At 45.0% G+C, this 21,008-nt stretch carries 19 protein-coding genes and 1 tRNA gene; 15 read left to right on the forward strand and 5 right to left on the reverse strand.

The window, feature by feature from the left end; translation table 11 throughout:
- The first annotated feature begins 110 nt into the window (after nucleotides 1-110).
- The 8 genes from BTW00_RS07590 (at nucleotide 111) to BTW00_RS07625 (ending at nucleotide 8,900) form a co-directional block, all read left to right on the forward strand.
- Entirely contained in the window at nucleotides 111-782 is a 672-nt protein-coding gene (locus BTW00_RS07590; protein ID WP_075106921.1) for a phosphoribosylanthranilate isomerase, read from the forward strand.
- Nucleotides 783-917: 135 nt separating this feature from the next.
- On the forward strand, nucleotides 918-2,192 hold the full coding sequence (gene trpB / locus BTW00_RS07595) for a tryptophan synthase subunit beta (RefSeq protein ID WP_256714034.1): 1,275 nt from the start codon (nucleotides 918-920) through the stop codon (nucleotides 2,190-2,192).
- On the forward strand, nucleotides 2,193-2,753 hold the full coding sequence (locus BTW00_RS07600; protein ID WP_075106922.1) for an NADAR family protein: 561 nt from the start codon (nucleotides 2,193-2,195) through the stop codon (nucleotides 2,751-2,753).
- Between the two features lie 113 nt (nucleotides 2,754-2,866).
- Nucleotides 2,867-3,691 (forward strand): tryptophan synthase subunit alpha, encoded by an 825-nt coding sequence (gene trpA, locus BTW00_RS07605; RefSeq protein WP_075106923.1) that lies wholly within the window; start codon nucleotides 2,867-2,869, stop codon nucleotides 3,689-3,691.
- A gap of 499 nt (nucleotides 3,692-4,190) precedes the next feature.
- Nucleotides 4,191-5,135 carry an acetyl-CoA carboxylase, carboxyltransferase subunit beta gene (gene accD, locus BTW00_RS07610; RefSeq protein ID WP_178379272.1) on the forward strand — a complete coding sequence of 315 codons (945 nt, stop codon included), beginning with the start codon at nucleotides 4,191-4,193 and terminating at the stop codon, nucleotides 5,133-5,135.
- Nucleotides 5,136-5,321: 186 nt separating this feature from the next.
- A complete protein-coding gene (locus tag BTW00_RS07615) occupies nucleotides 5,322-6,680 on the forward strand; it encodes a folylpolyglutamate synthase/dihydrofolate synthase family protein (protein WP_075106924.1) in 1,359 nt (452 codons plus the stop codon).
- 248 nt (nucleotides 6,681-6,928) lie between these two features.
- Nucleotides 6,929-8,071 carry a LysM peptidoglycan-binding domain-containing protein gene (locus BTW00_RS07620; protein WP_075106925.1) on the forward strand — a complete coding sequence of 381 codons (1,143 nt, stop codon included), beginning with the start codon at nucleotides 6,929-6,931 and terminating at the stop codon, nucleotides 8,069-8,071.
- 298 nt (nucleotides 8,072-8,369) lie between these two features.
- Nucleotides 8,370-8,900, forward strand: a complete 531-nt coding sequence (locus BTW00_RS07625) for a DUF2726 domain-containing protein (protein WP_075106926.1) — start codon at nucleotides 8,370-8,372, stop codon at nucleotides 8,898-8,900.
- 62 nt (nucleotides 8,901-8,962) lie between these two features.
- Here the strand turns inward: BTW00_RS07625 and BTW00_RS07630 are convergent, their stop codons facing one another.
- From BTW00_RS07630 to gatC, 5 genes are all read right to left on the reverse strand, one after another.
- Complete coding sequence (locus BTW00_RS07630; protein ID WP_075106927.1) at nucleotides 8,963-9,931, reverse strand: DUF1853 family protein; 969 nt, start codon at nucleotides 9,929-9,931, stop codon at nucleotides 8,963-8,965.
- A 214-nt stretch (nucleotides 9,932-10,145) separates the two neighbouring features.
- Nucleotides 10,146-10,222 (reverse strand) — tRNA-Pro (locus tag BTW00_RS07635).
- Nucleotides 10,223-10,336: 114 nt separating this feature from the next.
- Entirely contained in the window at nucleotides 10,337-11,863 is a 1,527-nt protein-coding gene (gene gatB / locus BTW00_RS07640; RefSeq protein ID WP_075106928.1) for an Asp-tRNA(Asn)/Glu-tRNA(Gln) amidotransferase subunit GatB, read from the reverse strand.
- Nucleotides 11,863-13,359 carry an Asp-tRNA(Asn)/Glu-tRNA(Gln) amidotransferase subunit GatA gene (gene gatA, locus BTW00_RS07645; protein WP_075106929.1) on the reverse strand — a complete coding sequence of 499 codons (1,497 nt, stop codon included), beginning with the start codon at nucleotides 13,357-13,359 and terminating at the stop codon, nucleotides 11,863-11,865. Before gatA ends, gatB begins: the two co-directional genes overlap by 1 nt.
- 81 nt (nucleotides 13,360-13,440) lie before the next feature.
- Nucleotides 13,441-13,755 (reverse strand): Asp-tRNA(Asn)/Glu-tRNA(Gln) amidotransferase subunit GatC, encoded by a 315-nt coding sequence (gatC, locus tag BTW00_RS07650; RefSeq protein ID WP_058024005.1) that lies wholly within the window; start codon nucleotides 13,753-13,755, stop codon nucleotides 13,441-13,443.
- 625 nt (nucleotides 13,756-14,380) lie between these two features.
- On the opposite strand from gatC, the gene BTW00_RS07655 reads away from it, so the two are divergent.
- The 7 genes from BTW00_RS07655 to rplC all read left to right on the forward strand — a co-directional run bounded on the left by BTW00_RS07655 (nucleotide 14,381) and on the right by rplC (nucleotide 21,002).
- Nucleotides 14,381-15,409 carry a rod shape-determining protein gene (locus BTW00_RS07655; protein WP_083499578.1) on the forward strand — a complete coding sequence of 343 codons (1,029 nt, stop codon included), beginning with the start codon at nucleotides 14,381-14,383 and terminating at the stop codon, nucleotides 15,407-15,409.
- 231 nt (nucleotides 15,410-15,640) lie between these two features.
- Nucleotides 15,641-16,498: a rod shape-determining protein MreC gene (gene mreC / locus BTW00_RS07660; protein ID WP_075106930.1), complete on the forward strand. Its 858-nt coding sequence runs from the start codon at nucleotides 15,641-15,643 to the stop codon at nucleotides 16,496-16,498.
- Between the two features lie 125 nt (nucleotides 16,499-16,623).
- Nucleotides 16,624-17,109, forward strand: a complete 486-nt coding sequence (gene mreD / locus BTW00_RS07665; protein ID WP_058024002.1) for a rod shape-determining protein MreD — start codon at nucleotides 16,624-16,626, stop codon at nucleotides 17,107-17,109.
- Between the two features lie 74 nt (nucleotides 17,110-17,183).
- A complete protein-coding gene (locus BTW00_RS07670) occupies nucleotides 17,184-17,870 on the forward strand; it encodes a nucleoside triphosphate pyrophosphatase (protein ID WP_071003143.1) in 687 nt (228 codons plus the stop codon).
- Between the two features lie 120 nt (nucleotides 17,871-17,990).
- Nucleotides 17,991-19,595, forward strand: coding sequence for an Rne/Rng family ribonuclease (locus BTW00_RS07675; protein WP_075106932.1), 1,605 nt, complete (start codon nucleotides 17,991-17,993; stop codon nucleotides 19,593-19,595).
- Nucleotides 19,596-20,002: 407 nt separating this feature from the next.
- Entirely contained in the window at nucleotides 20,003-20,314 is a 312-nt protein-coding gene (rpsJ, locus tag BTW00_RS07680) for a 30S ribosomal protein S10 (RefSeq protein WP_010196670.1), read from the forward strand.
- 49 nt (nucleotides 20,315-20,363) lie between these two features.
- Entirely contained in the window at nucleotides 20,364-21,002 is a 639-nt protein-coding gene (rplC, locus tag BTW00_RS07685; RefSeq protein WP_075106933.1) for a 50S ribosomal protein L3, read from the forward strand.
- Nucleotides 21,003-21,008 lie beyond the last annotated feature (6 nt).

Here is a 21,008-nt window from a genome sequence, read left to right on the forward strand (position 1 = left end):
GTTTGCGTAACAAATTCTCATCATATCTCACGATTTATCTTTAGTCTGACGCTATCTGATGCCGCTATAATCGATGTCAGATTTATGAATATAAAATCCAAGGTCACAAAATGCACGTTAAGTTTTGCGGATTTACTCAGCTTAGTGATATACAGACTGCGGCACAGTTAGGTGCAGACGCAGTCGGTTTGGTGTTTTATCCGCCAAGTCCGCGTGCGGTCACGATAGAGCAAGCACAGACATTGAGTGCTGCCGTGCCTGCTTTTGTGAGCGTGGTGGCGTTAGTGGTCAATATGCCTAAAGAAGAGCTGGTCAAATTAGCAAACGATGTACCTTTTGATATCCTTCAGTTTCACGGTGATGAAACGCCTGAACAATGCGAGCAGCTGGCAAGCCGTGTCAATAAACGCTGGATCAAAGCATTGCGTATCAATGCAGAGCAAGACACGCCCGATAGCGTTCGTGCTCAGATTGCACAGTTTGCTGACGCAGGTGCCAGTAGTATTTTGCTGGATGCGTATCATCAAGCGGCATATGGCGGGACAGGGCAGCGCTTTGACTGGAGTCTCATTCCCCATGACAGCACGCTACCAATTGTACTGGCTGGTGGTCTTGATGCGCAAAATGTCGCAGAGACATCAAATCTGCCCATCTACGGCGTCGATGTCAGTGGTGGTATCGAGGTTGATAAAGGCAAAAAAGATGCTGCCAAGATGCGTGCCTTTATGAAAGCGGTCAAGCGCGACCGATGGCAAAACGCTACGGTCACTGACGCCATTTAAGTTTGTTATCGTAGGTTATTTTCTATATATAATAGGCTTATTTGGTCGTTATTCCGATTTTTCCGTTCCAATCTTATTTCATTTTTCTCTTTATATTTATTCTAAAAAATACCACTTATTACAGTAGGAATTACCATGAGTCATGTCGCGAACAAAGATTTATCTACTACAGCACAATCTGTAAACACCTTTATCAATCCTGAAAACGTGCAAGATTTTAACCAATACCCTGATGCACGCGGCCATTTCGGTGTACATGGTGGACGCTTTGTCTCTGAGACGCTGATGGCCGCATTAGAAGAGCTTGAGACGCTTTATACCAAAGTCAAAGCAGATCCAGCATTCTGGGAAGAGTATCATAACGATTTGGTCAATTATGTCGGTCGCCCAACGCCGCTATATCATGCCAAACGCTTGAGTGATGAGATCGGCGGCGCGCAAATTTACTTTAAGCGTGAAGACTTGAACCATACTGGCGCACATAAAGTAAATAACACCATTGGTCAGGCATTGCTTGCCAAGATGTGTGGCAAAAAACGTATCATCGCCGAAACTGGCGCAGGACAGCATGGTGTCGCGACCGCAACGATTGCTGCGCGCTTGGGCCTAGAATGTATCGTCTATATGGGTGCTGACGATGTCGAGCGTCAAAAAATGAACGTTTATCGTATGCGTTTGCTTGGTGCCACTGTCGTGCCAGTGACGTCTGGCTCACGCACGCTAAAAGATGCGATGAACGAGGCCATGCGTGATTGGGTGACCAATGTTGATAGCACGTATTATATTATTGGTACCGTTGCAGGCCCACATCCTTATCCGCTATTGGTTCGTGATTTCCAAGCGATTATTGGGAAAGAAGCGCGCATTCAGCATTTAGAAAAAACAGGCAAAATGCCAGATGCGTTGGTTGCTTGTGTCGGTGGTGGCTCAAACGCTATCGGTTTGTTCTTTGATTTCCTCAATGATACCGATGTTAAAATGTATGGCGTCGAAGCCACGGGTGACGGTATCGAGTCAGGTCGTCATTCTGCGCCATTGGCTGCAGGTCGTATTGGCGTGCTGCATGGTAACCGTACTTACCTCATGGCAGATGATGATGGTCAGATTCAAGAAACGCATTCTATCTCAGCCGGTCTTGATTACCCAGGTGTTGGCCCTGAGCATAGCTTCTTAAAAGACATGAAACGCGTCGAATATGTCGGCTGTACTGACAAAGAGGCGCTAGAAGGTTTCCATGAAGCCACGCGCAAAGAAGGTATCATCCCTGCGCTTGAGACCTCTCATGCTATCGCTTATGCATTGAAACTGGCTAAAACCATGACGCCTGATCAGACAATCATCGTTAATATGTCAGGTCGCGGTGACAAAGACTTGCATTCAGTAATGAAGGCAGAAGGGATTGAGATGTAGATGAATGAGCCGAAATATAACTTAGAAAATATAATTGAGCAGCACCAAGCGGGTAAAACACTTAAATACATATATTTCTGGGGACATAGACCCAGTGCTGACGGCAAAATTACTCACAGTTGTTTTAGTCAGTGGTGGCAATCTCCTTTTGTAATCGATAATGTCAGCTATCTGACGGCTGAACACTATATGATGGCACAAAAGGCACTATTGTTTAATGATCAACTGATATTTGAGCAAATTATCCAGGCGAGTCATCCAAAGCAAGCCAAGGAACTGGGGCGTAAGGTCTCAAATTTCGATGAAGGTGTTTGGAACAAACATCGATTTGATATTGTGGTTGATGGAAATCTTGCCAAGTTCGGGCAGAACGAAGCTTTAAAGTACTATTTACTTAGTACGCATGAGCGAGTACTAGTCGAAGCAAGCCCAGTTGATAAAATATGGGGTGTAGGACTTGGCAAAGATGATCAGCAAATTTATGACCCGTCAAAATGGAAAGGGCGTAATTTGCTTGGTTTTGCTTTAATGGAGGTTAGGGACAAATTGAAGGGTTATTAATAAACCTCAAACTATCTATTACAAGACAACCATAATTATTTAATGGATATTGGCTGGTAAGAATACACTTATATAAGCTAAAAATTTATTTAACAAAATTATAAGAGAACATTATGACCAGAATTGAAAGCACTTTTGAAACTTTAAAATCACAAAATAAAAAAGCCCTGATCCCTTACGTGATGGCAGGCGATCCTAATCCTGCAACCACTGTCGGTCTATTGCACGACTTGGTCAAACACGGCGCAGATATGATTGAAGTCGGTCTGCCGTTCTCTGACCCGATGGCAGATGGCCCTGTGGTTGCGTTGGCTGGTGAGCGCGCATTAGCAGCAGGTACGAGCACACGCGACACGCTAAAGATGGTGGCAGAGTTTCGCCAAACCGACACGCAAACGCCAATCATCTTGATGGGCTATCTCAATCCTGTTGAAATCATCGGCTACGATAATTTTGTGGATCTATGTGAGCAGTCAGGCGTGGATGGCTTATTGATGGTAGATTTGCCACCAGCAGAGGCGGGCAGTTTTACTCAGCATTTGACCGACCATTCGATGAATGAGATTTTCTTGCTATCACCAACGACGTTGCCCGAGCGCCGTGAGCAAGTATTGACTCATTGCGGCGGCTATATTTATTATGTGTCCCTAAAAGGCGTGACTGGCTCAGCCACGCTAGATACAGACGATGTAGCCACCCAAGTGCAAGCAATCAAAGCAGAGACAGACTTGCCAGTATGTGTTGGCTTTGGTATCCGTGATGGTGCCTCTGCAAAAGCAATTGGTACTCATGCGGATGGCGTTATCGTGGGTAGTGCATTGGTACAGAATTTTGCAGATATTGATGCCAATGATACCGATGCGGTAGCAAGTGCTCAGCAAAACATCATGGCAAAAATGGATGAGCTGCGTGCAGCTTTAGACAGTCTGAGTGCTTAATATTCATTATCCTAGTATCGCTTTTATTAAGCTAACAGCTGCATGATGTTTTAAGTATCTAATTAAGGCGATTTGATAAAGGTAATAGTTATAAAGGCGATAACTGGTTTGAAGGGGTTATTTTGAGTAATTGGCCTTGAATCACGAAGTTAAATAATGGGAATCAATGACTCAAAAACGTTACTGAAAGATGACGTTAAATGACTTTGCTAAATTTAGTTTACGAGTGTAAACTAACATGACTATTATATGGCGTCTGATAGCCGTGGTTTGTCAGTGACTAGTTTCAAAAAGCATTTGCCAAAAAGCATTTGCCAAAAAGTCTCAACAAGCACATCATCTATCAACAAGCACCTAACCAAATGATCGACACGTAAGATTGATACATCAGCGTGTCGCATAATTGCTCATGTTATGACTGGGTTTGACGCTTTGTTTAGACAACCATTAAACTCTCAATGACAGGCGAATGAGCCAACTTGTCAATAAGCCTTTTATGATGGCAAATAATATGACTGATACAGCAACAAAACTCGATAATAATACTGCTAAAGCCGAGCCAAACAGCAACGCGGATAGGCAGTCATGGTTTAACCGTCCTATACCAGGTATCAAGCAGCAATTAACTGCGCAACTGACCGCGGTAGAGACTGAACCGTCGACAAAGTGCAGCAATTGTCATTCTGTGATTACCAACACCGCACTGATTTTTAACTGTTATGTGTGTCCGCACTGTGATCATCATTTACCGATGAGTGCGCGTGAGCGCTTAAATTGGTTGCTTGATCAAGTAGACGGTGAGACAGGGCAAGAATTCACTGCCAAAGATCCGCTGAGCTTTGTGGATAGCAAGCCATATCCTGCGCGTATGAGCGAAGCACAAGAAAAAACGGGCGAGAGTGAAGCGCTGGTTGCCATGTACGGTAAACTGCGTAACCTTGATATTGTCGCTTGTGCCTTTGATTTCCGTTTTATGGGCGGCTCGATGGGTTCAGTGGTTGGCGATCGTTTTGTACAAGCCGCTGAAAGAGCGCTTGAGCAAAAAGTACCGTTAGTGTGCTTTGCTGCTTCTGGCGGTGCGCGTATGCAAGAAGGTCTGTTATCATTGATGCAAATGGCACGCACGGCGGCAGCGATTGAACGTTTGAGAATCGCTGGCATCCCTTACATCGTGGTATTGACTAACCCTGTTTATGGCGGTGTGACTGCGTCATTGGCCATGCTGGGTGATATCCATCTGGCAGAACCAAAAGCGATGATTGGCTTCGCGGGTAAGCGCGTGATCGAGCAGACCGTGCGTGAGACGTTAGAAGAGCCGTTCCAGCGTGCAGAGTTCTTACTAGAGCATGGCGTCGTAGATGAAGTGGTGCATCGTCATCAACTGATTGATACGATCTATCGTTTGCTCGCAAAACTGTGCCACGTACCTAATGTAGATGCTTAATAAGATGTATGGCTCAGTATCATGAGTCAATTATTGAGTGCATAAACGCCTAGCCGCGTGCTAACATCTACTGCATATGCAAGACCCTCTAATAGCATTTATCGTCATTGCACGGTAAATGCTATTTTTGGTTTTAGCCAACACATATATTTCTGTTTCTTATTAAATTTCCTATAGGTTTTATCCATGTCTGATCTTGTAGCGTCCAACTCTAGTAGCCCTAACGACAACGTTGGTTTGGTCAGCTTGACCGAATGGCTAAATTATATGCAGCAAATACATGTGTCTGCGATAGATATGGGACTATCGCGTGTATTGCCTGTTGCCGAAGCGCTAGGAGTAGTGAAGTCAGCTAAAGATGACGCTTATGTCTTCACTGTGGCAGGCACCAATGGTAAAGGCTCTACGACCGCTGTTATCGCCGAAATGTGTAAAGCCGCAGGTTATAAGACGGCACTATATCAATCGCCACACTTGAGCGTATTTAATGAACGCGTGCGTATCAATGGCGAAATGGTCAGCGATGAGACGCTGATTGATGCTTTTAGCAAAGTCGAAGCAGCACGTTTAGAGTGCGATTTGACCTTGTCATTCTTTGAGATGACAACGCTGGCAGCATTACTCATATTTGCTGAGGCAGACTGTGATGTATGGGTGTTAGAAGTTGGATTAGGCGGACGGTTAGATGTGGTCAATATTATTGATCCTGATATGGCAGTGATTACTAATATTGGTATCGATCATGTCGACTGGCTAGGTGACAATGTTGAGGACATCGGTCGCGAGAAAGCAGGTATATTGCGCCAAGGTATTTCTTTAGTTTATGGTGCTATTGAAATGCCATCTAGCGTGCAGCACGCTATCGATAATAAGCAAGCGACTTGTTATCAAATTGGGCAAGACTTTAGCTACCGCGATATTGACTCAATGATTTGGCAATACAGTAATGCGGCAGTTACCTTGCAACTACCACGCCCTGCGCTATCCTTGACCAATACTGCTAATGCACTATCGGCGGTACTTGCAAGCCCGTTGAAAGTCGATATAAGTGCCATCGAGCAGGCATTGCAAACTGTCAAACTGGCAGGGCGCTTTGATTATCGTGAAAGCCATCATCGCCATTGGTTGTTTGATGTGGCGCACAACGAGCAAGGTGTGGAATTTTTATTAGCGCAGTTATTGCCATTTTGGCATCAGCATTTGAGTAAACACGGCAGCCAAGCTGATAGAGACCTTCCAAAAATCAAAATGTTGTTCTCTATGTTGGGTGATAAAGATATCGACAAAGTAGTACAGCGTCTGACTCAAGCAGGCTTGCCGATTAGTGATTGGTTCATTGCTGAGATTGATTATCCTCGTGCCGCGAGTACCGAGCAGCTACAAGGCGTCTTAACTCAATATGTGGATAGCGCCAACATATATCAATTCGATGGCTTGCATGCAGCGACGTATGCGGTAATAGCTGATAGTCAGCCACAAGATCTAATCGTCGTGTGCGGCTCGTTTCATACGATTGGCGAAACGCTTGCTGCACTCGCCGTATGATCATTTAAGTTAAGGTGGCGCCTGTTTAGTGTTAATCTTAGTACTTGCCTGATAGCAGACAGCACGAAAAATATGCTTTATAATCAAAATGATTTGCAAGACTGGCATAAATGGGTCGGCATAGATTCTGAACACTGATGGCAGTAACTGGCGGTACGAGGTATTTATTAGCGCAATTATCTATATTGCTGTAAGACAGTACCTGCGCCGCTCAATCAACCTTATCACCAACTAAGAGACGTAAACGGATGAACTTTTCGAGACAAGCCTTATTGGGCATTGGGATGATTCTAGGCGGTAGCGTGATGTTATACGCCATGGTGCAGCAGATTGGCGAGAGCAACCAGCCACAGCCAACATCAGCGATGATAGAGAAACCAACGACCGAGCAAGAATCTCCGCAACCGCTAACGACTGACATTGAGACAGAAAAACGTATCCTTGCGCAAAAGCAAAAAGAACGTGCTGCTCGTGTTGCCGAGCAGGAGAGACGCGCACAGGAGTTTTTGACAGAACAAGAAGTGGCTGAAGCAGAAGCGTTGGCCAAAGCCCGTGCTGAAAGCCAGCAGTATGTCAAAAATATCGCGGCGACAAATGAACAGAGTGAGAGTTCAGAAGACGTAAAAGACACAGAAAAAAGTGTCAAAAGTAAGGAAGTGCAAGATGCTGAAAAATTGGTCAAGGCAGCCGATGATGCAGTGAATGAAGCCAAAGCAAAAAAGCAGGCGGAAGATGAGCAGCAACAAGCCAAAGCAAAACAAGAAAAAGCCGCTGCTGAAAAACTAGCAGAAAGTAAAAAAGAAGCAGAAGCGAAAAGACAAGCGGACGCTCAAGCTGCGGCCGAAAAAAAGAGAGAGGCAGCTGAAGCGGCTAAAAATGAACCACCAAAATCGCCCTCTGATTATCAAGTCAAAAAAGGCGATGGGCTGATTAAGCTTGCAAGACAGTACAATATGCCTGTCGAAGTCTTGGCTCAAGCAAATAACATTTCACCATCGACCTCATTACAGCTGGGTCAAAACATTACCATACCATCGCGTAATCAAGTGCAACGTCTGGAGCGAGAAGCCGCTGCTGCCGAAAAAGCGGCTGAGGCTAAGCGAGAGGCTCAGCAAAAGCTTCGTGAGGCTCGTCAAAAAGTCAAAGAAACCGATGCGAAAGGCAGCTTTGGGGTGCAAGTAGCGCTCGCAGATAATCAGGCCAAAGCGGATCAACTAGCGAAAAAATTCAAAGAGGCTGGATATCAAGTGAAGACCAGTCCGACCAGTCGCGGTGTACGCGTCATTGTTGGTCCTGAACGTGGAAAGGTCGCTGCATTGGCACTAAAAGATAAGATCAATAGTGACGCCAATGTTGATACAACAGGTGCATGGGTGCTTTACTGGCGTTAAGCTATAACTATAGACTCAGCGACTGTCGTCAGAGATTGATGAGTAGATAAGTGAGATATTTTCTTTAGTACTGACTTGAATTATTATTTAATGATCAAAACACGACATTCGCTGTCGTGTTTTTTGTTTTATCGTTTGCCGATTGGCGTAAGCTTGGTTACGATGAGCACCATTTTTATTACTCATTTTTGTATAACCTGTCAGCCTATAAAGGTTGCCCTGTGGTGATCAGCCAATCATTGACTCTTCAGAGTCTTGAACGCTAGCCGGTCACTGTTATATTGTATAAGGTAAAACCATGTCATTTGGCGCTATATTTTTAATCTTGGCCGTTGGGTTTTTAGGGCTGATTACGTTACCAAAGCTATTGGCGAAACGCCCAGTCGTAGAGCCTGAGCCAAAGCCTGTGCGCGGTGATGAGCTGGCTATCTGGCCATTTGCCCCAATGCCAATCATGACCGACACTGAAGTGATATTTTTTAATAAGTTAAAAAATGCGCTTCCAGAGTATCATATCTTTGTGCAAGTTCAGCTGTCACGAATCATTGAAGCCAATAGTGTCGAGACATCCGAGCGCAGTTTTTGGTTTAATCGTATCTGTCGCCAGAGCGTTGATTATGTAATCGTGGATGTTGACGCTCAGACCACGCTAGTTGCCATCGAGCTTGATGACTGGACACATAGCAGCAAAGCGCGGCAAAAAGCCGATGATAAAAAAGACAAAGCCCTGGCGAGTGCAGGCATCGCCATCGTTCGTTTTCACGCTGAGCGTATGCCTAGTGCCGATATGCTGAGATATGAGCTAATGCAGGTGATAGAGAGTTATTAAATGGCTCACTAAGCTTCTTTGGTTGTTAAAATGAGACAGTTATTCAAACTATCTAGCTTAGACTATTCTTTTATTTGGCTTAACTGCCTTGGATAAATGACAATCAGTCGCTCACCTTCGAAGTACAATCCTGTTCTGAGGTTTGGCGTGTCAGGGTAGGTAAGGGGCGGCTCAAACCGACCATAGCGGTCATAAAAGTCGCGCTTAGTGAACCATTCAATATAATGCGCGGCTCGCAATGAAGTGGTGTCAATCGTCGCAAGAGCGGCTTTATCTCTCTTATCACACCATTCATGTATCGGAAAGCTGGGTGTTAGCCAATGAGGCCAATCATAATCACCAAGGTTGGTTGTGTTAATCGGTAAAAAGAATCGCCCTTTGATCACACCATAGCGCTTGTCTATTTTGACCTGCCCGTGCTCTTCCGTATCTACCCACACCGCTCGAAATTGCTTAGTTTGCATGTGCGTCATCTTACGCTGTAGATTATCATTGGAGTTAATCCCTACCCAGTTCACAGGCTCAAAAGGTGCTGATCCCATAAAAAATTTAATGGCTAGTTCCCAATGCTCCACCAGATCCTCTTCATGATTATACAAAATCAAATCAAGCTCACCGACAGTCTGCTTACCATTGTACAGCTGTACATTATTAGCCAGGGTCTCGTACGGATGCAGATTACGCGCAAACCCATCCTCTAACCAAAACGATAGTAGTCCCTCAAAGTGAAACCCCAATCGATTGGGACTAGGGCGTTTGAGTAAATAGCGGGTCAGCTTCTGATAGGCGGCAGTGGTGTCTAGCTCTGTTAATCGCGGCGCATAAGCCTCAAACTGCGCCTGCCAAAAGCTCGCACTATGCACGGCAACCGCATGGGTGTTCTCATGCGGTGCAAAGTCTAGCCACTGCGTCAAAACATTGGGACATGCCAGTACATACGCCAAATCACGCACATAGGGTCGCTTATACGCTTCCCAAGGTGCATTATCTATGAGGCGATTAAATGTGGGCTGATTGACAGGATCGGACATAGGATACACCAGTGTGAAGAGGTAGCATTTACCCTAACGGCTCGCTCTATAAAAGTCTATAGGATACGAGTATCGGCGATGGCAGTGCTAAGCTTTTTGGCTTCAAAACATGATATTAATGTGATGGATATGAATACTGATATCAGTAAAATTTAGCACAAAAAAAAGCCAACCATTGAAAACAATGATTGGCTTTTCTCTTTACTGCTATGTTTGGTCGGAACGGCAGGATTTGAACCTGCGACCACTACACCCCCAGTGTAGTGCGCTACCAGACTGCGCTACGCCCCGAATGACTGACTATTTTACGCAAAATTATGTATATTGCAAGGGCTATTTATATTAGTCAAAATCTACAATACAATTCTGCCTAGTATAGTCAGTCTAATTGCTACGCTGCTCGTGTTAACCTAACAATTCTTTTAGAATTTGGTTCACTTGCTGCGGGTTCGCACTACCGCGACTGGCTTTCATGACCTGACCGACCAGACCGTTAAAGGCTTTTTCTTTACCGCCGCGATATTCTTCTACCATGGCTTCATTTTTTGCAATGACGTCTTCGACCATGGCTTTGATAGCGCCCGTGTCAGTTTCCTGCTTGAGACCTTTTTCTTTGATGATCTTATCTGCTGCGTCATCATCATTGCCACCTTCGCGCTCATATAGCGCACTAAAGACTTTCTTAGCCAGTTTGCCAGATAGCGTGTCATCTTTGATACGTTTTAGCATACCAGCCAACTGTTTGGCGCTGATAGGAGAGTCGACGATGTCTTTGTCATCTTTGTTCAGTGCGCCGAGCAAGTCGCCCATGACCCAGTTACCCGCCATTTTGGCATCTGCTTGCCCAACTTCTGCGACCACATCTTCGAAGTAATCAGCAATCTGACGACTGGCCGTTAGGATACGAGCGTCATATTCTGACAGACCAAGCGCTTCTTCAAAACGTGCACGGCGAGCGACAGGTAGCTCTGGCATGGCTGCTTTGATCGCGTCAACCGTATGCTGCTCGATACGGACAGGGAGCAGGTCAGGATCAGGGAAGTAGCGATAGTCGTTGGCGTCTTCTTTGGTACGCATGGTACGCGTTTCGTCACGCTCTGGATCATACAGCATCGTCGCTTGAACGACTTTGCCGCCATCTTCCAAGATATCGATTTGACGCTCGATTTCACGATTGATAGCACGTTCGATAAAGCGGAAAGAGTTTAGATTCTTTAGCTCAGTACGCGTACCGAGCTCAGCACCTGGCTTGCGCACAGAGACGTTACAGTCACAGCGGAATGAACCTTCAGCCATTACTGCGTCTGAAATACCTAGCCAAGTGACCAGCTGGTGAATGGCTTTGATGTAGGCAAGCGCTTCGTGAGCAGAGCGCATGTCTGGCTCAGAGACGATTTCGATCAGCGGCGTACCCGCACGGTTCAAATCCACACCCGTCATACCATCGACGGCATCATGGACAGATTTACCCGCATCTTCTTCTAAATGTGCGCGGGTGATACCCATACGTTTAGGGTATTCGTTTTTCTCGCCTTCATTGACCACGACATCGATATAACCTTCACCCACGATAGGATTGGCCATCTGGGTAATTTGATAGCCTTTAGGCAGGTCAGGGTAGAAGTAGTTTTTACGATCAAACGTATTAAACAGACCCAGCTCAGCATTGACACCGATACCGAATTTTAGCGCGCGATCGACCACGCCAGCATTTAATACTGGCAATACACCAGGTAAGCCTAAGTCAACGATACTTGCCTGGCTGTTTGGCTCATGACCGAAGTCAGTTGGCGCACTTGAGAATATCTTGCTTTCAGTATTTAGCTGGCAGTGAATCTCGATACCTATGACCACTTCATAGCCATCAACGAATAGTTCTTTACGCACAGCGTGTTCGCGGACGGCACTGTTATCAGTAGTAGCTGTACTCATTATACCGTCTCCTTTGCGATGGCTGAGTGTTGTAAATGATGGTCGGTATGCTGCTGGAACAAATGCGCAGTCGTGAGCAATTGACTCTCTTGCCAGTGCTTACCGATTAATTGCAAGCCAATAGGTAGGCCTTCTGTCGTCAAACCTACTGGCTGACTGAGCGCAGGTAGACCCGCTAGGTTGACCGCGATGGTATAAACGTCGCCTAGGTACATGGTCGCAGGGTCGAGGTCTTCTGCCAGCTTATAAGCTGCGGTCGGCGCGGTGGGACTGGCAATCACATCACAATTGGCAAAAGCATCATCAAAGTCTTTGACAATTAAGCGGCGGATTTTTTGTGCTTTAGTATAGTAAGCATCGAAGTAACCAGCAGATAACGCATAAGTCCCTGTCAAGATACGGCGCTGTACTTCAGGGCCAAAGCCTTCAGAACGTGAGCGTGTATATAGATCAATCAGGTCGGTTGGGTTTTCACAGCGATAGCCAAAGCGTACGCCATCGAAGCGTGACAAGTTCGAAGACGCTTCGGCAGGTGCTAGCATATAATAGGTGGCGAGCGTGATCTCAGGGTCAGTGATGTTTACTTCTACAATCGTTGCGCCCAGCTCTTCGTATTTCTTTAAAGCGGCACGTGCTGCTTGTTCGACTTCGCTATCAAGCCCTGTACTGAAATATTCTTTAGCCACACCAATACGCAAACCGTCAAATGGCTTATCACCAGCCGCAGCCTCTGCATCATTGATGTCTTGTACGTAGTTAGGCATATCGTATTTGATAGAAGTGGCATCACGCGGATCGTGCCCAATCATTGGCTGTAGCAAATAAGCACAATCTTTAGCGCTGCGTCCCATGCTACCAGCTTGATCCAAACTTGAGGCATAGGCAATCATACCAAAGCGTGACACACGGCCATAAGTAGGCTTAATACCGGTTAGGCCACAGAATGAAGCTGGCTGACGAATAGAGCCACCCGTGTCACTACCGGTAGCAACAGGGACAAAACCTGCGGCAACGGCAGCGGCACTACCACCTGATGAGCCACCAGGGACGCGCTCTAGGTTCCAAGGATTCTGTACGGTGCCGTAGTATGAGCTACTGTTGTCTGAGCCCATCGCAAACTCATCCATATTGAGCTTACCTAAGCTAATCATGCCAGCTTTGTCGATGTTAGAGACGATAGTCGCGTCATATGGTGAGACAAAGTTATGCAGCATCTTAGAGCCACAAGTCGTTAATACGCCTTGGGTACAAAAGATGTCTTTGTGCGCCATCGGTACGCCAAGTAATGGACGCTGATCGCCTTGTGCACGCATCTCGTCAGCGGCTTTTGCTTGTGCACGTGCTGTCTCAGAAGTATGCGTGATAAAACTATTGATCTTGCTGTCTAGCGCATCGATACGCTTGATGTAATGCTCGGTTAATTCTGCGCTGCTAAATTGTTTGTCTTGCAAGCCAGTAATTAGCTGCTCGGTACTTAATAAATGAAGTTCAGACATAAGGTGTCGTCCGTCAAAATGTGAATAGCATAAAATAAAATAGGATAATGGCAAATGCGTGATTGTATTATTCAGCCACTATTATTCAATCACCTGAGGTACAAGGTATAAGCCCTCTTCAACGGCAGGCGCGACTGACTGATTGCGCTCGCGATTGATATCGTGTTTGGCCACATCAGCACGTAACTCTTGGCAAGCTTCATGGATATTGGCTAGTGGTTTGATGTCTGTTGTATCAACGTTAGATAAGGTATGCATCAATTTTAATACTTTACTGATATCGGCGGCATAGCTATCGGCCGTGCTTTCATCGACACCCAAGCGTGCAAGGTTGGCCACTTCTAGGATTTCTTCACGGCTGACAGTGTTGTCAGACGTTGCTGATTGCTGAGACATAGTTTCTCCAGTTAAGGACAGTTTTTGTTAGAGTAGGGATAAGGCAAATATATAAGCGCTCAAATGTAATTGGCTATAAAGTTGGCTTATTATAAAGCATCTGACCCAAGTTTACAGAGTATGAGGCTTGATTGATGCACAATATCAATCAACATCCGTATCAATCAGGGCAGAGTGCCGGCATAGCAATACGCAATACTTGCAAAACTGACCGCATAATTCATGATTGATTTTCAATTGCTTCCCAATTAGGTTCTAAAATACGTTACAGTATGTACCTACTACTAAGCAAAACAACTATCTGCCTGTAGAGCCTTGTTAGTTATCGAATTAAATACTGTTCCATTGAGTGGAATGATAGTCACTACTATTTCAAACTTTGTAACAACTTTTAGCGTTTCAGACAAAAATCCTTGCTTACTGATGCAAATACCTATGTTTTTTTTGAGCTAAATCGGTATAATTTAGCTCAGTTTTTCATTTCATCATTATTGCTTAGGTTTGACTGGTTGCGATGATTCACTTTCGCTCCCGTTAATGTCTAACGACGACCTGCTCAACACTGACGAGTAACACCTCAGTCAATCTCATTCGCCTCATTCGTAAGACGCTGGATATATTAGTCATGAACCTGTTTGGATTTTTATCAAATAATATCGCTATCGACCTCGGTACTGCGAACACCCTTATTTTTATTCCTAATAAAGGCGTCGTACTTGACGAGCCTACGGTGGTCGCATTACGAAGCAATCGTACTCAAAACCCGACCGTCGCTGCTGTGGGTATCGATGCCAAGCAAATGCTGGGTCGTACGCCTGCCAATATCACAGCGATTCGCCCGCTAAAAGACGGTGTGATTGCTGATTTTGAAGTGACGCAAAAAATGCTAAAACACTTCATCACTAAGGTAAAAGCCAAGCGTTTTATGGCACAGCCTAACGTGGTGGTTTGTGTGCCATGTAAGTCTACCTTGGTTGAGCGTAAGGCGATTCGTGAGGCAGTATCATCAGCAGGCGCGAGCAAAGTATTATTGCTAGAGGAGCCAATGGCTGCGGCTATCGGTGCTGGCATGCCTGTTCATGAAGCCAGTGGTTCTATGGTCGTCGATATCGGTGGTGGCACCACTGAGATTGCTGTTATCGCGCTATCTGGTTGCGTCTATGCTGAATCTATCCGTATCGGTGGCGATATGTTTGATGAGGCGATTATTACACACGTGCGCCGTACGCATGGTTGTGTGATCGGTGAGACGACCGCTGAGCGCATCAAAAAAGAAGTTGGCTCTGCATTGAATGAAAATAGCCAGCTAGAAGTAGAGGTTCGTGGTCGTAGCATGGCAGAAGGCGTGCCGAAAACCTTTATCGTCAATTCAGAAGAAGTACAAAAAGCATTGACTGACCCATTAAGCGGTATTATCAGCGCAGTCAAAGTCGCTCTTGAGCAGACACCGCCAGAGTTGTCATCAGACATCGCAGAGCGCGGTATCGTATTGACGGGTGGTGGCGCATTGCTACGCGATCTTGACAAGCTTATCTCACAAGAGACGGGCTTACCAGTGACGGTAGCAGAAGACCCATTAACCTGCGTTAGCCGTGGTGGTGGTATCGCCCTTGATTTCATCAATAACAAAAGCTTGAACATGATTTTTGTCTAAATAGTTTTTGCTCATGAGCATGGTTTCCTTGTTAGGATACCTATAATGCCTCATGGTTTATGCATCAATCATTGATGTAGCCGATGCGCTGATAAGTAAATAACATTAAAGGTAGCCAATTGCGCTGCCTTTAATTGCATTAATCCATGCTAGAACCCAATATCACCGATAAACATTCATGCTCTAAATAAGTGCTATTGCTCATTTTAGAATTCTTAAATCAGACGACTTATGACTACAAGTATCTTTGCGCGCCAAGCGTTATCACTTCGTAAGACTGCCATTGTATTGATAGCAGCCTTAATACTGATGTGGTTTGATAGCAAAAATTCGGAGTGGTTCAATCCAGTGCGCAGTACCAGCCACGCCGCTATGCAGCCTATTTATGAGCTGTCTTTATTACCGAGCTATGCCAAGCATTGGGCGAGTGGTAGTTTGCAGTCAAAAGAAGCGCTGCGCCGCGAAAACATGCAGCTAAAATCGCAACTCATTCATGCACATGCCAAACTGCAGCAACAAGATTATATCTTGGCGCAAAACGCACGCTTGCAAGGGATTTTATCAACCACTAAGCCTGAGCAGTTTGATCTCAACTTAGCTCAAGTCATTGGTACAGATACCAACTTGCTCAGACAGATTGTTGTGCTCAATAAAGGCAAGCAAGATGGTGTACAAGTGGGACAAACGGTTATCGATGAAGATGGTATTTTAGGACAGATCATCAACGTCTATCCTAATACGAGCCGTTTGTTATTGATTACGGATGACCAGCAGTCAGTGGCTGTCACTGTCAAACGTACTGGTCAGCGGGCTATTGTGACAGGCCAAGGTATCCCATCTGCACTGAGCCTAAACTATGTCTTTAAGACTTCAGACGTGCGCGTGGGTGATGAGTTGGTATCATCTGGTTTGGGTGGGCGAATTCCAGCGGGCTATCGTGTTGGCCGTATTGCCCACATCAAAGATGAGCAAGCGGATAACTTTAGAAGCATTGAGGTCACGCCTTCTGCAAACTTTATTGACAACGCTTATGTCTTGATATTACAAGACAAGCTACTTAATAAAAATGACACTGCCATTGGTCAGTAGCAAAGATAAATTAACACTTTATGCAAAACTACCAAATGGCTCATTAATTTTTTTATCCATAGTATCCTATCTATTCAATCAACCATATCACAGTAGCCACTATACAATCGCTAAGGTAAATACTCATGTCGTATCCTGATTCTGAGAATTCAACGGCACTGTTGATTGTGGTCATTGTTCTAAGCTTTATCATTGCTTCATCGCTCAATGTCTATCCGTTAAGCCCAAGTATGGCAACATTACGGCCCATGATTATGATCATGGTGCTGATATATTGGCTACTGTTCCAGCCGCGCTATGTGGGTATCTTTACCGCATTTACTATTGGGCTTATTGCAGATTTGCTGATGGACACCCATCTAGGACAGCAAGCCTTTGCCGCTGTCGTGGTGGCACTAGTGATCAAAATTACTAGTATCTATGTTAGACAACTAAATACCATCAGCGCATGGTTGATAGCCAGTTTAGGATTAATTGTTTTTCAGCTAAATTTATGGATGCTGCAGATGTTTATCCAAAATACCTTTATCGCAAAATCTGCTTTGTCGCTTATGATGAGTATCATCAGCTGGCCACTTGTCTTACTGGCTCTACGCAAGTTTGCGCGTTAATGATGTTTATTAACTTATATACAAAATATCTAAAAAATACATACCTCATAAATCTGTAAATGAAGAGAAGAGCGATGGATATCATTTTAGCGTCTGGTTCGCCGCGCCGTCGAGAGCTACTAGCAAGAGCACAGTTAGATTTTAGAGTATTGAGTGTAGATATTGACGAAACGCCGCAAGATGATGAATTACCCAAAGACTATATTGAGCGTATGGTCGCTACCAAAGCCATGGCTGCCATAGAGCAACTAAACGGCACATTAGAAATCGATGAGAACGGGACCAACGAATTAATTATCATTTTGACCTCTGATACCATCGGTGTGTTACCAGATGGCAAGACAGTACTGGTTAAACCGACCGATCGTGAGCATGCTTATAGCATGTGGCAGCAGATGTCAGATAATATTCATGAAGTATGGACTGCCGTACAAGCCACCAAAATACAGCGGCTACCTAAAGGAACAGAACACAATGCATCAAAGCGCACTCAGGCATTTCAAATTATCGACCAGCAGCAAATTACTGAGCGTACAGCAGTAACCTTTATACCATTGACTACAGAGATGATGAGCAATTATTGGGACAGTGGAGAGCCTGCTGATAAAGCGGGTGGCTATGGTATTCAAGGTTTGGGTGCTGCTTGGGTGAGTCGTATCAACGGCAGTTACACCAATGTCGTTGGATTGCCACTGGCGCAAACGCTGGCCTTAATCAAAGACATGACAGAAGGCAGTGAGGATATCGTTGACCCGTTATAATTATATATGCACATAATGACACGGTAGGGCAATGGGCAAGAGCAAGGCGCATTTGTTACACTGTCAATCTAATAGACGATGACCGTCTGATAAGAAAGCTGAGAGATAAGAGAAAAAACTATGTCCGAAGAGCTGCTGATTAATATTAGTCCAATGGAATCCCGTGTTGCGGTTTTAGATAATGGCATCTTGGGTGAGATTTATATTGAGCGACATCATAAACTGGGTTTGGTCGGCAATATTTATCTGGGCACAGTCGTACGTGTCCTTCCAGGCATGCAGGCAGCCTTCGTTGATATCGGTCAATCGCGGACAGCATTTTTACATGTCAATGATATGCAGCGTGAGCCTCGCCCAGTTGCAGAAGACAAAAGCAAAGCCGCTACAAATATCAAAAAAGATAATAGTGACAATAGCGCCATCTTAGAAACATCCACGGATAGCTTAGCAGTCACGCCACCTGTTGTCAGTGCTCAAAGTACGGAGGTCGTGCCTGTTTCTAAGACCTTGATTCAGCATCGATTACACGAAAGCCAGCGTATCTTGGTACAAGTCACTAAAGACCAATTAGGCAGTAAGGGTGCTCGCTTAACGACCAATATATCGTTGCCATCTCGCTATCTGGTCTATTTACCATCAAGCGATCATATCGGTATATCACAGCGTATTGATGGTGAAGAAGAGCGCATGCGTCTGAAAACTGAGCTTAGTAGCTTAATGCAAACAGTCAATCTAAAAGGTGGTCTGATCGCTCGTACTGCGGCTGAGCGTGTCCCTGTCGATAAGCTAGAAGAAGATATTTACTATCTGTTGCAGCTGTGGCGTACTATCTGTGCTCGCCGCCAAGAGATCAATCATCACCAAAGCTCAGAACTTATTTATCAAGAACTATCGCTACCACTGCGCTCTATTCGTGACTTGGTACATGCTGATACCGAAAAAGTCATCATTGATAATACGCAAATCTATGAACAAGTCAGATACTTTGCCAAAGAGTTTGTACCGTTCATTTACGATAAAATCGTGCATTATACGGCAGAGCAGTCACTGTTTGACGTGCATCGGGTTGAAGATGATTTACGTGACGCATTGAAACGTCGTGTTGACTTGAAGTCTGGTGGCTATTTGATTATTGACCAAACAGAAGCAATGACGACGATTGATGTTAATACAGGCTCTTTTGTAGGCGGTCGCTCATTAGAAGACACCGTTTATAAGACTAATCTAGAAGCCACACATGCCATCGCACGTCAGCTGCGCCTGCGTAATCTAGGCGGTATTATTATTCTAGATTTTATCGATATGCTTGAACAGCAGCATAAGGATGATGTACTAGAGAGCTTACAGGCGCAGCTAACCCAAGACTATGCCAAAACCAAGATTACGCAGGTTAGTGAGCTTGGATTGGTAGAGATGACACGTAAACGCACGCGTGAATCACTAGGACAACAGCTGTGTGAGCCTTGCTCAACCTGCCAAGGCCGCGGGTTTGTCAAAACGGCAGAGACCGTTTGCTTTGAGATATTCCGCGAAATCATGCGCTGTGCTCGAACTTATAACTCCCCTAAAAAATTCACAGTAGTGGCTCATGCTGCAGTCATTGATTTATTGCTGACATCAGAGTCAGATACGGTAGCCGATTTAGAGTACCTACTAGGTAGGGTTATTACGTTTGATGTAGAGAACTTATATACTCAAGAGCAGTATGATATTGTTTTAGACTGATATCATTGAGTACAGTTAAAATTTTTTGGTGGCAACACACTGACTGGTAAAGCAGATTTTTGAGAGCTGGTATCTTTCATCACTTCAGAGATTGCCCTTGCAATACCTAAAATACTGTGTATAATATACACCACTGAATTATATATGCGCAGCTGACTAAAAAGCTGGCGCTATTACAGCTGGAGCATCGTTTCTAGCACTATTTCATTATGCCTTTGCTGACATCCATTATAGGAGAGTTGGTGGGGCTTTAAACTATTTTGCTTTTGGCACGCTATAAGTTCGGATAAAGAACTCATTCTGGTTAAGAACAGAAGGCCGCTTTAAGTGAATATTTAACCAAACTGCTTTTGATCATGATCTTGCGACGCAAGAATGACGAAAGCACATATTAGGAGCTTGCTGGCATGGCTAACCAGAGAATCCGTATCCGTCTTAAGTCTTTTGATCATCGTCTGATCGATCAATCTGCACAAGAGATTGTTGATACTGCAAAGCGCACCGGTGCGCAAGTTTGTGGTCCTGTACCGTTGCCGACTCGCATTGAGCGCTTCAACGTTCTAACCTCACCACACGTTAACAAAGACGCGCGTGACCAGTACGAAATTCGTACTCACAAGCGTATGGTTGATATCGTTCAGCCTACTGACAAAACTGTGGATGCGCTAATGAAATTAGATTTAGCGGCGGGTGTTGACGTCCAAATTGCTTTGGGTTAATGCACATTACACACCCAACCCATTAATATAAGATATAAAGAGGTCTAAAATGGCGATCGGTTTAGTCGGTAAAAAATGCGGCATGACCCGTGTCTTCACTGAAACAGGCGCATCTATCCCTGTAACAGTGGTTGAGGTAGATGCAAACCGCATTACTCAAGTAAAAAATACTGATGTAGATGGTTACCAAGCCATCCAAGTCACCACAGGTACCCGTCGTGACAGCCGCGTAACTGCTGCACAAAAAGGTCACTTCGCGAAAGCTGGCGTTAAAGCTGGTCGTGGTGTTTGGGAATTTCGTGTCAACGATAGCGATCTTGAAGGTCGTGAGATTGGTGGTGAGATTCTAGCTGACTTGTTCGAGCAAGGTCAGATGGTTGATGTGACAGGACAGAGCAAAGGTAAAGGCTTCCAGGGTCCTATCAAACGTCACAACTTTAGTATGCAAGATGCTACTCATGGTAACTCAGTGTCTCATCGTGCACATGGTTCAACTGGTCAAAACCAGTCACCAGGTAAAGTATTCAAGGGCAAAAAGATGGCGGGCCAGATGGGTAACAAGCGTGTTACTGTTCAAGGCCTAGAAGTGATTTCGGTTGACGCCGAAAAAGGGTTACTTGTCATCAAGGGTGCTATCCCAGGTGCCACCGGTGGCGATGTTATCGTACGTCCGTCAGTCAAAGCCTAAGCAAGG

Origin of the sequence: Psychrobacter sp. C 20.9 (assembly GCF_001921765.1) — a bacterium.
Taxonomy (GTDB): domain Bacteria; phylum Pseudomonadota; class Gammaproteobacteria; order Pseudomonadales; family Moraxellaceae; genus Psychrobacter; species Psychrobacter piscatorii_B.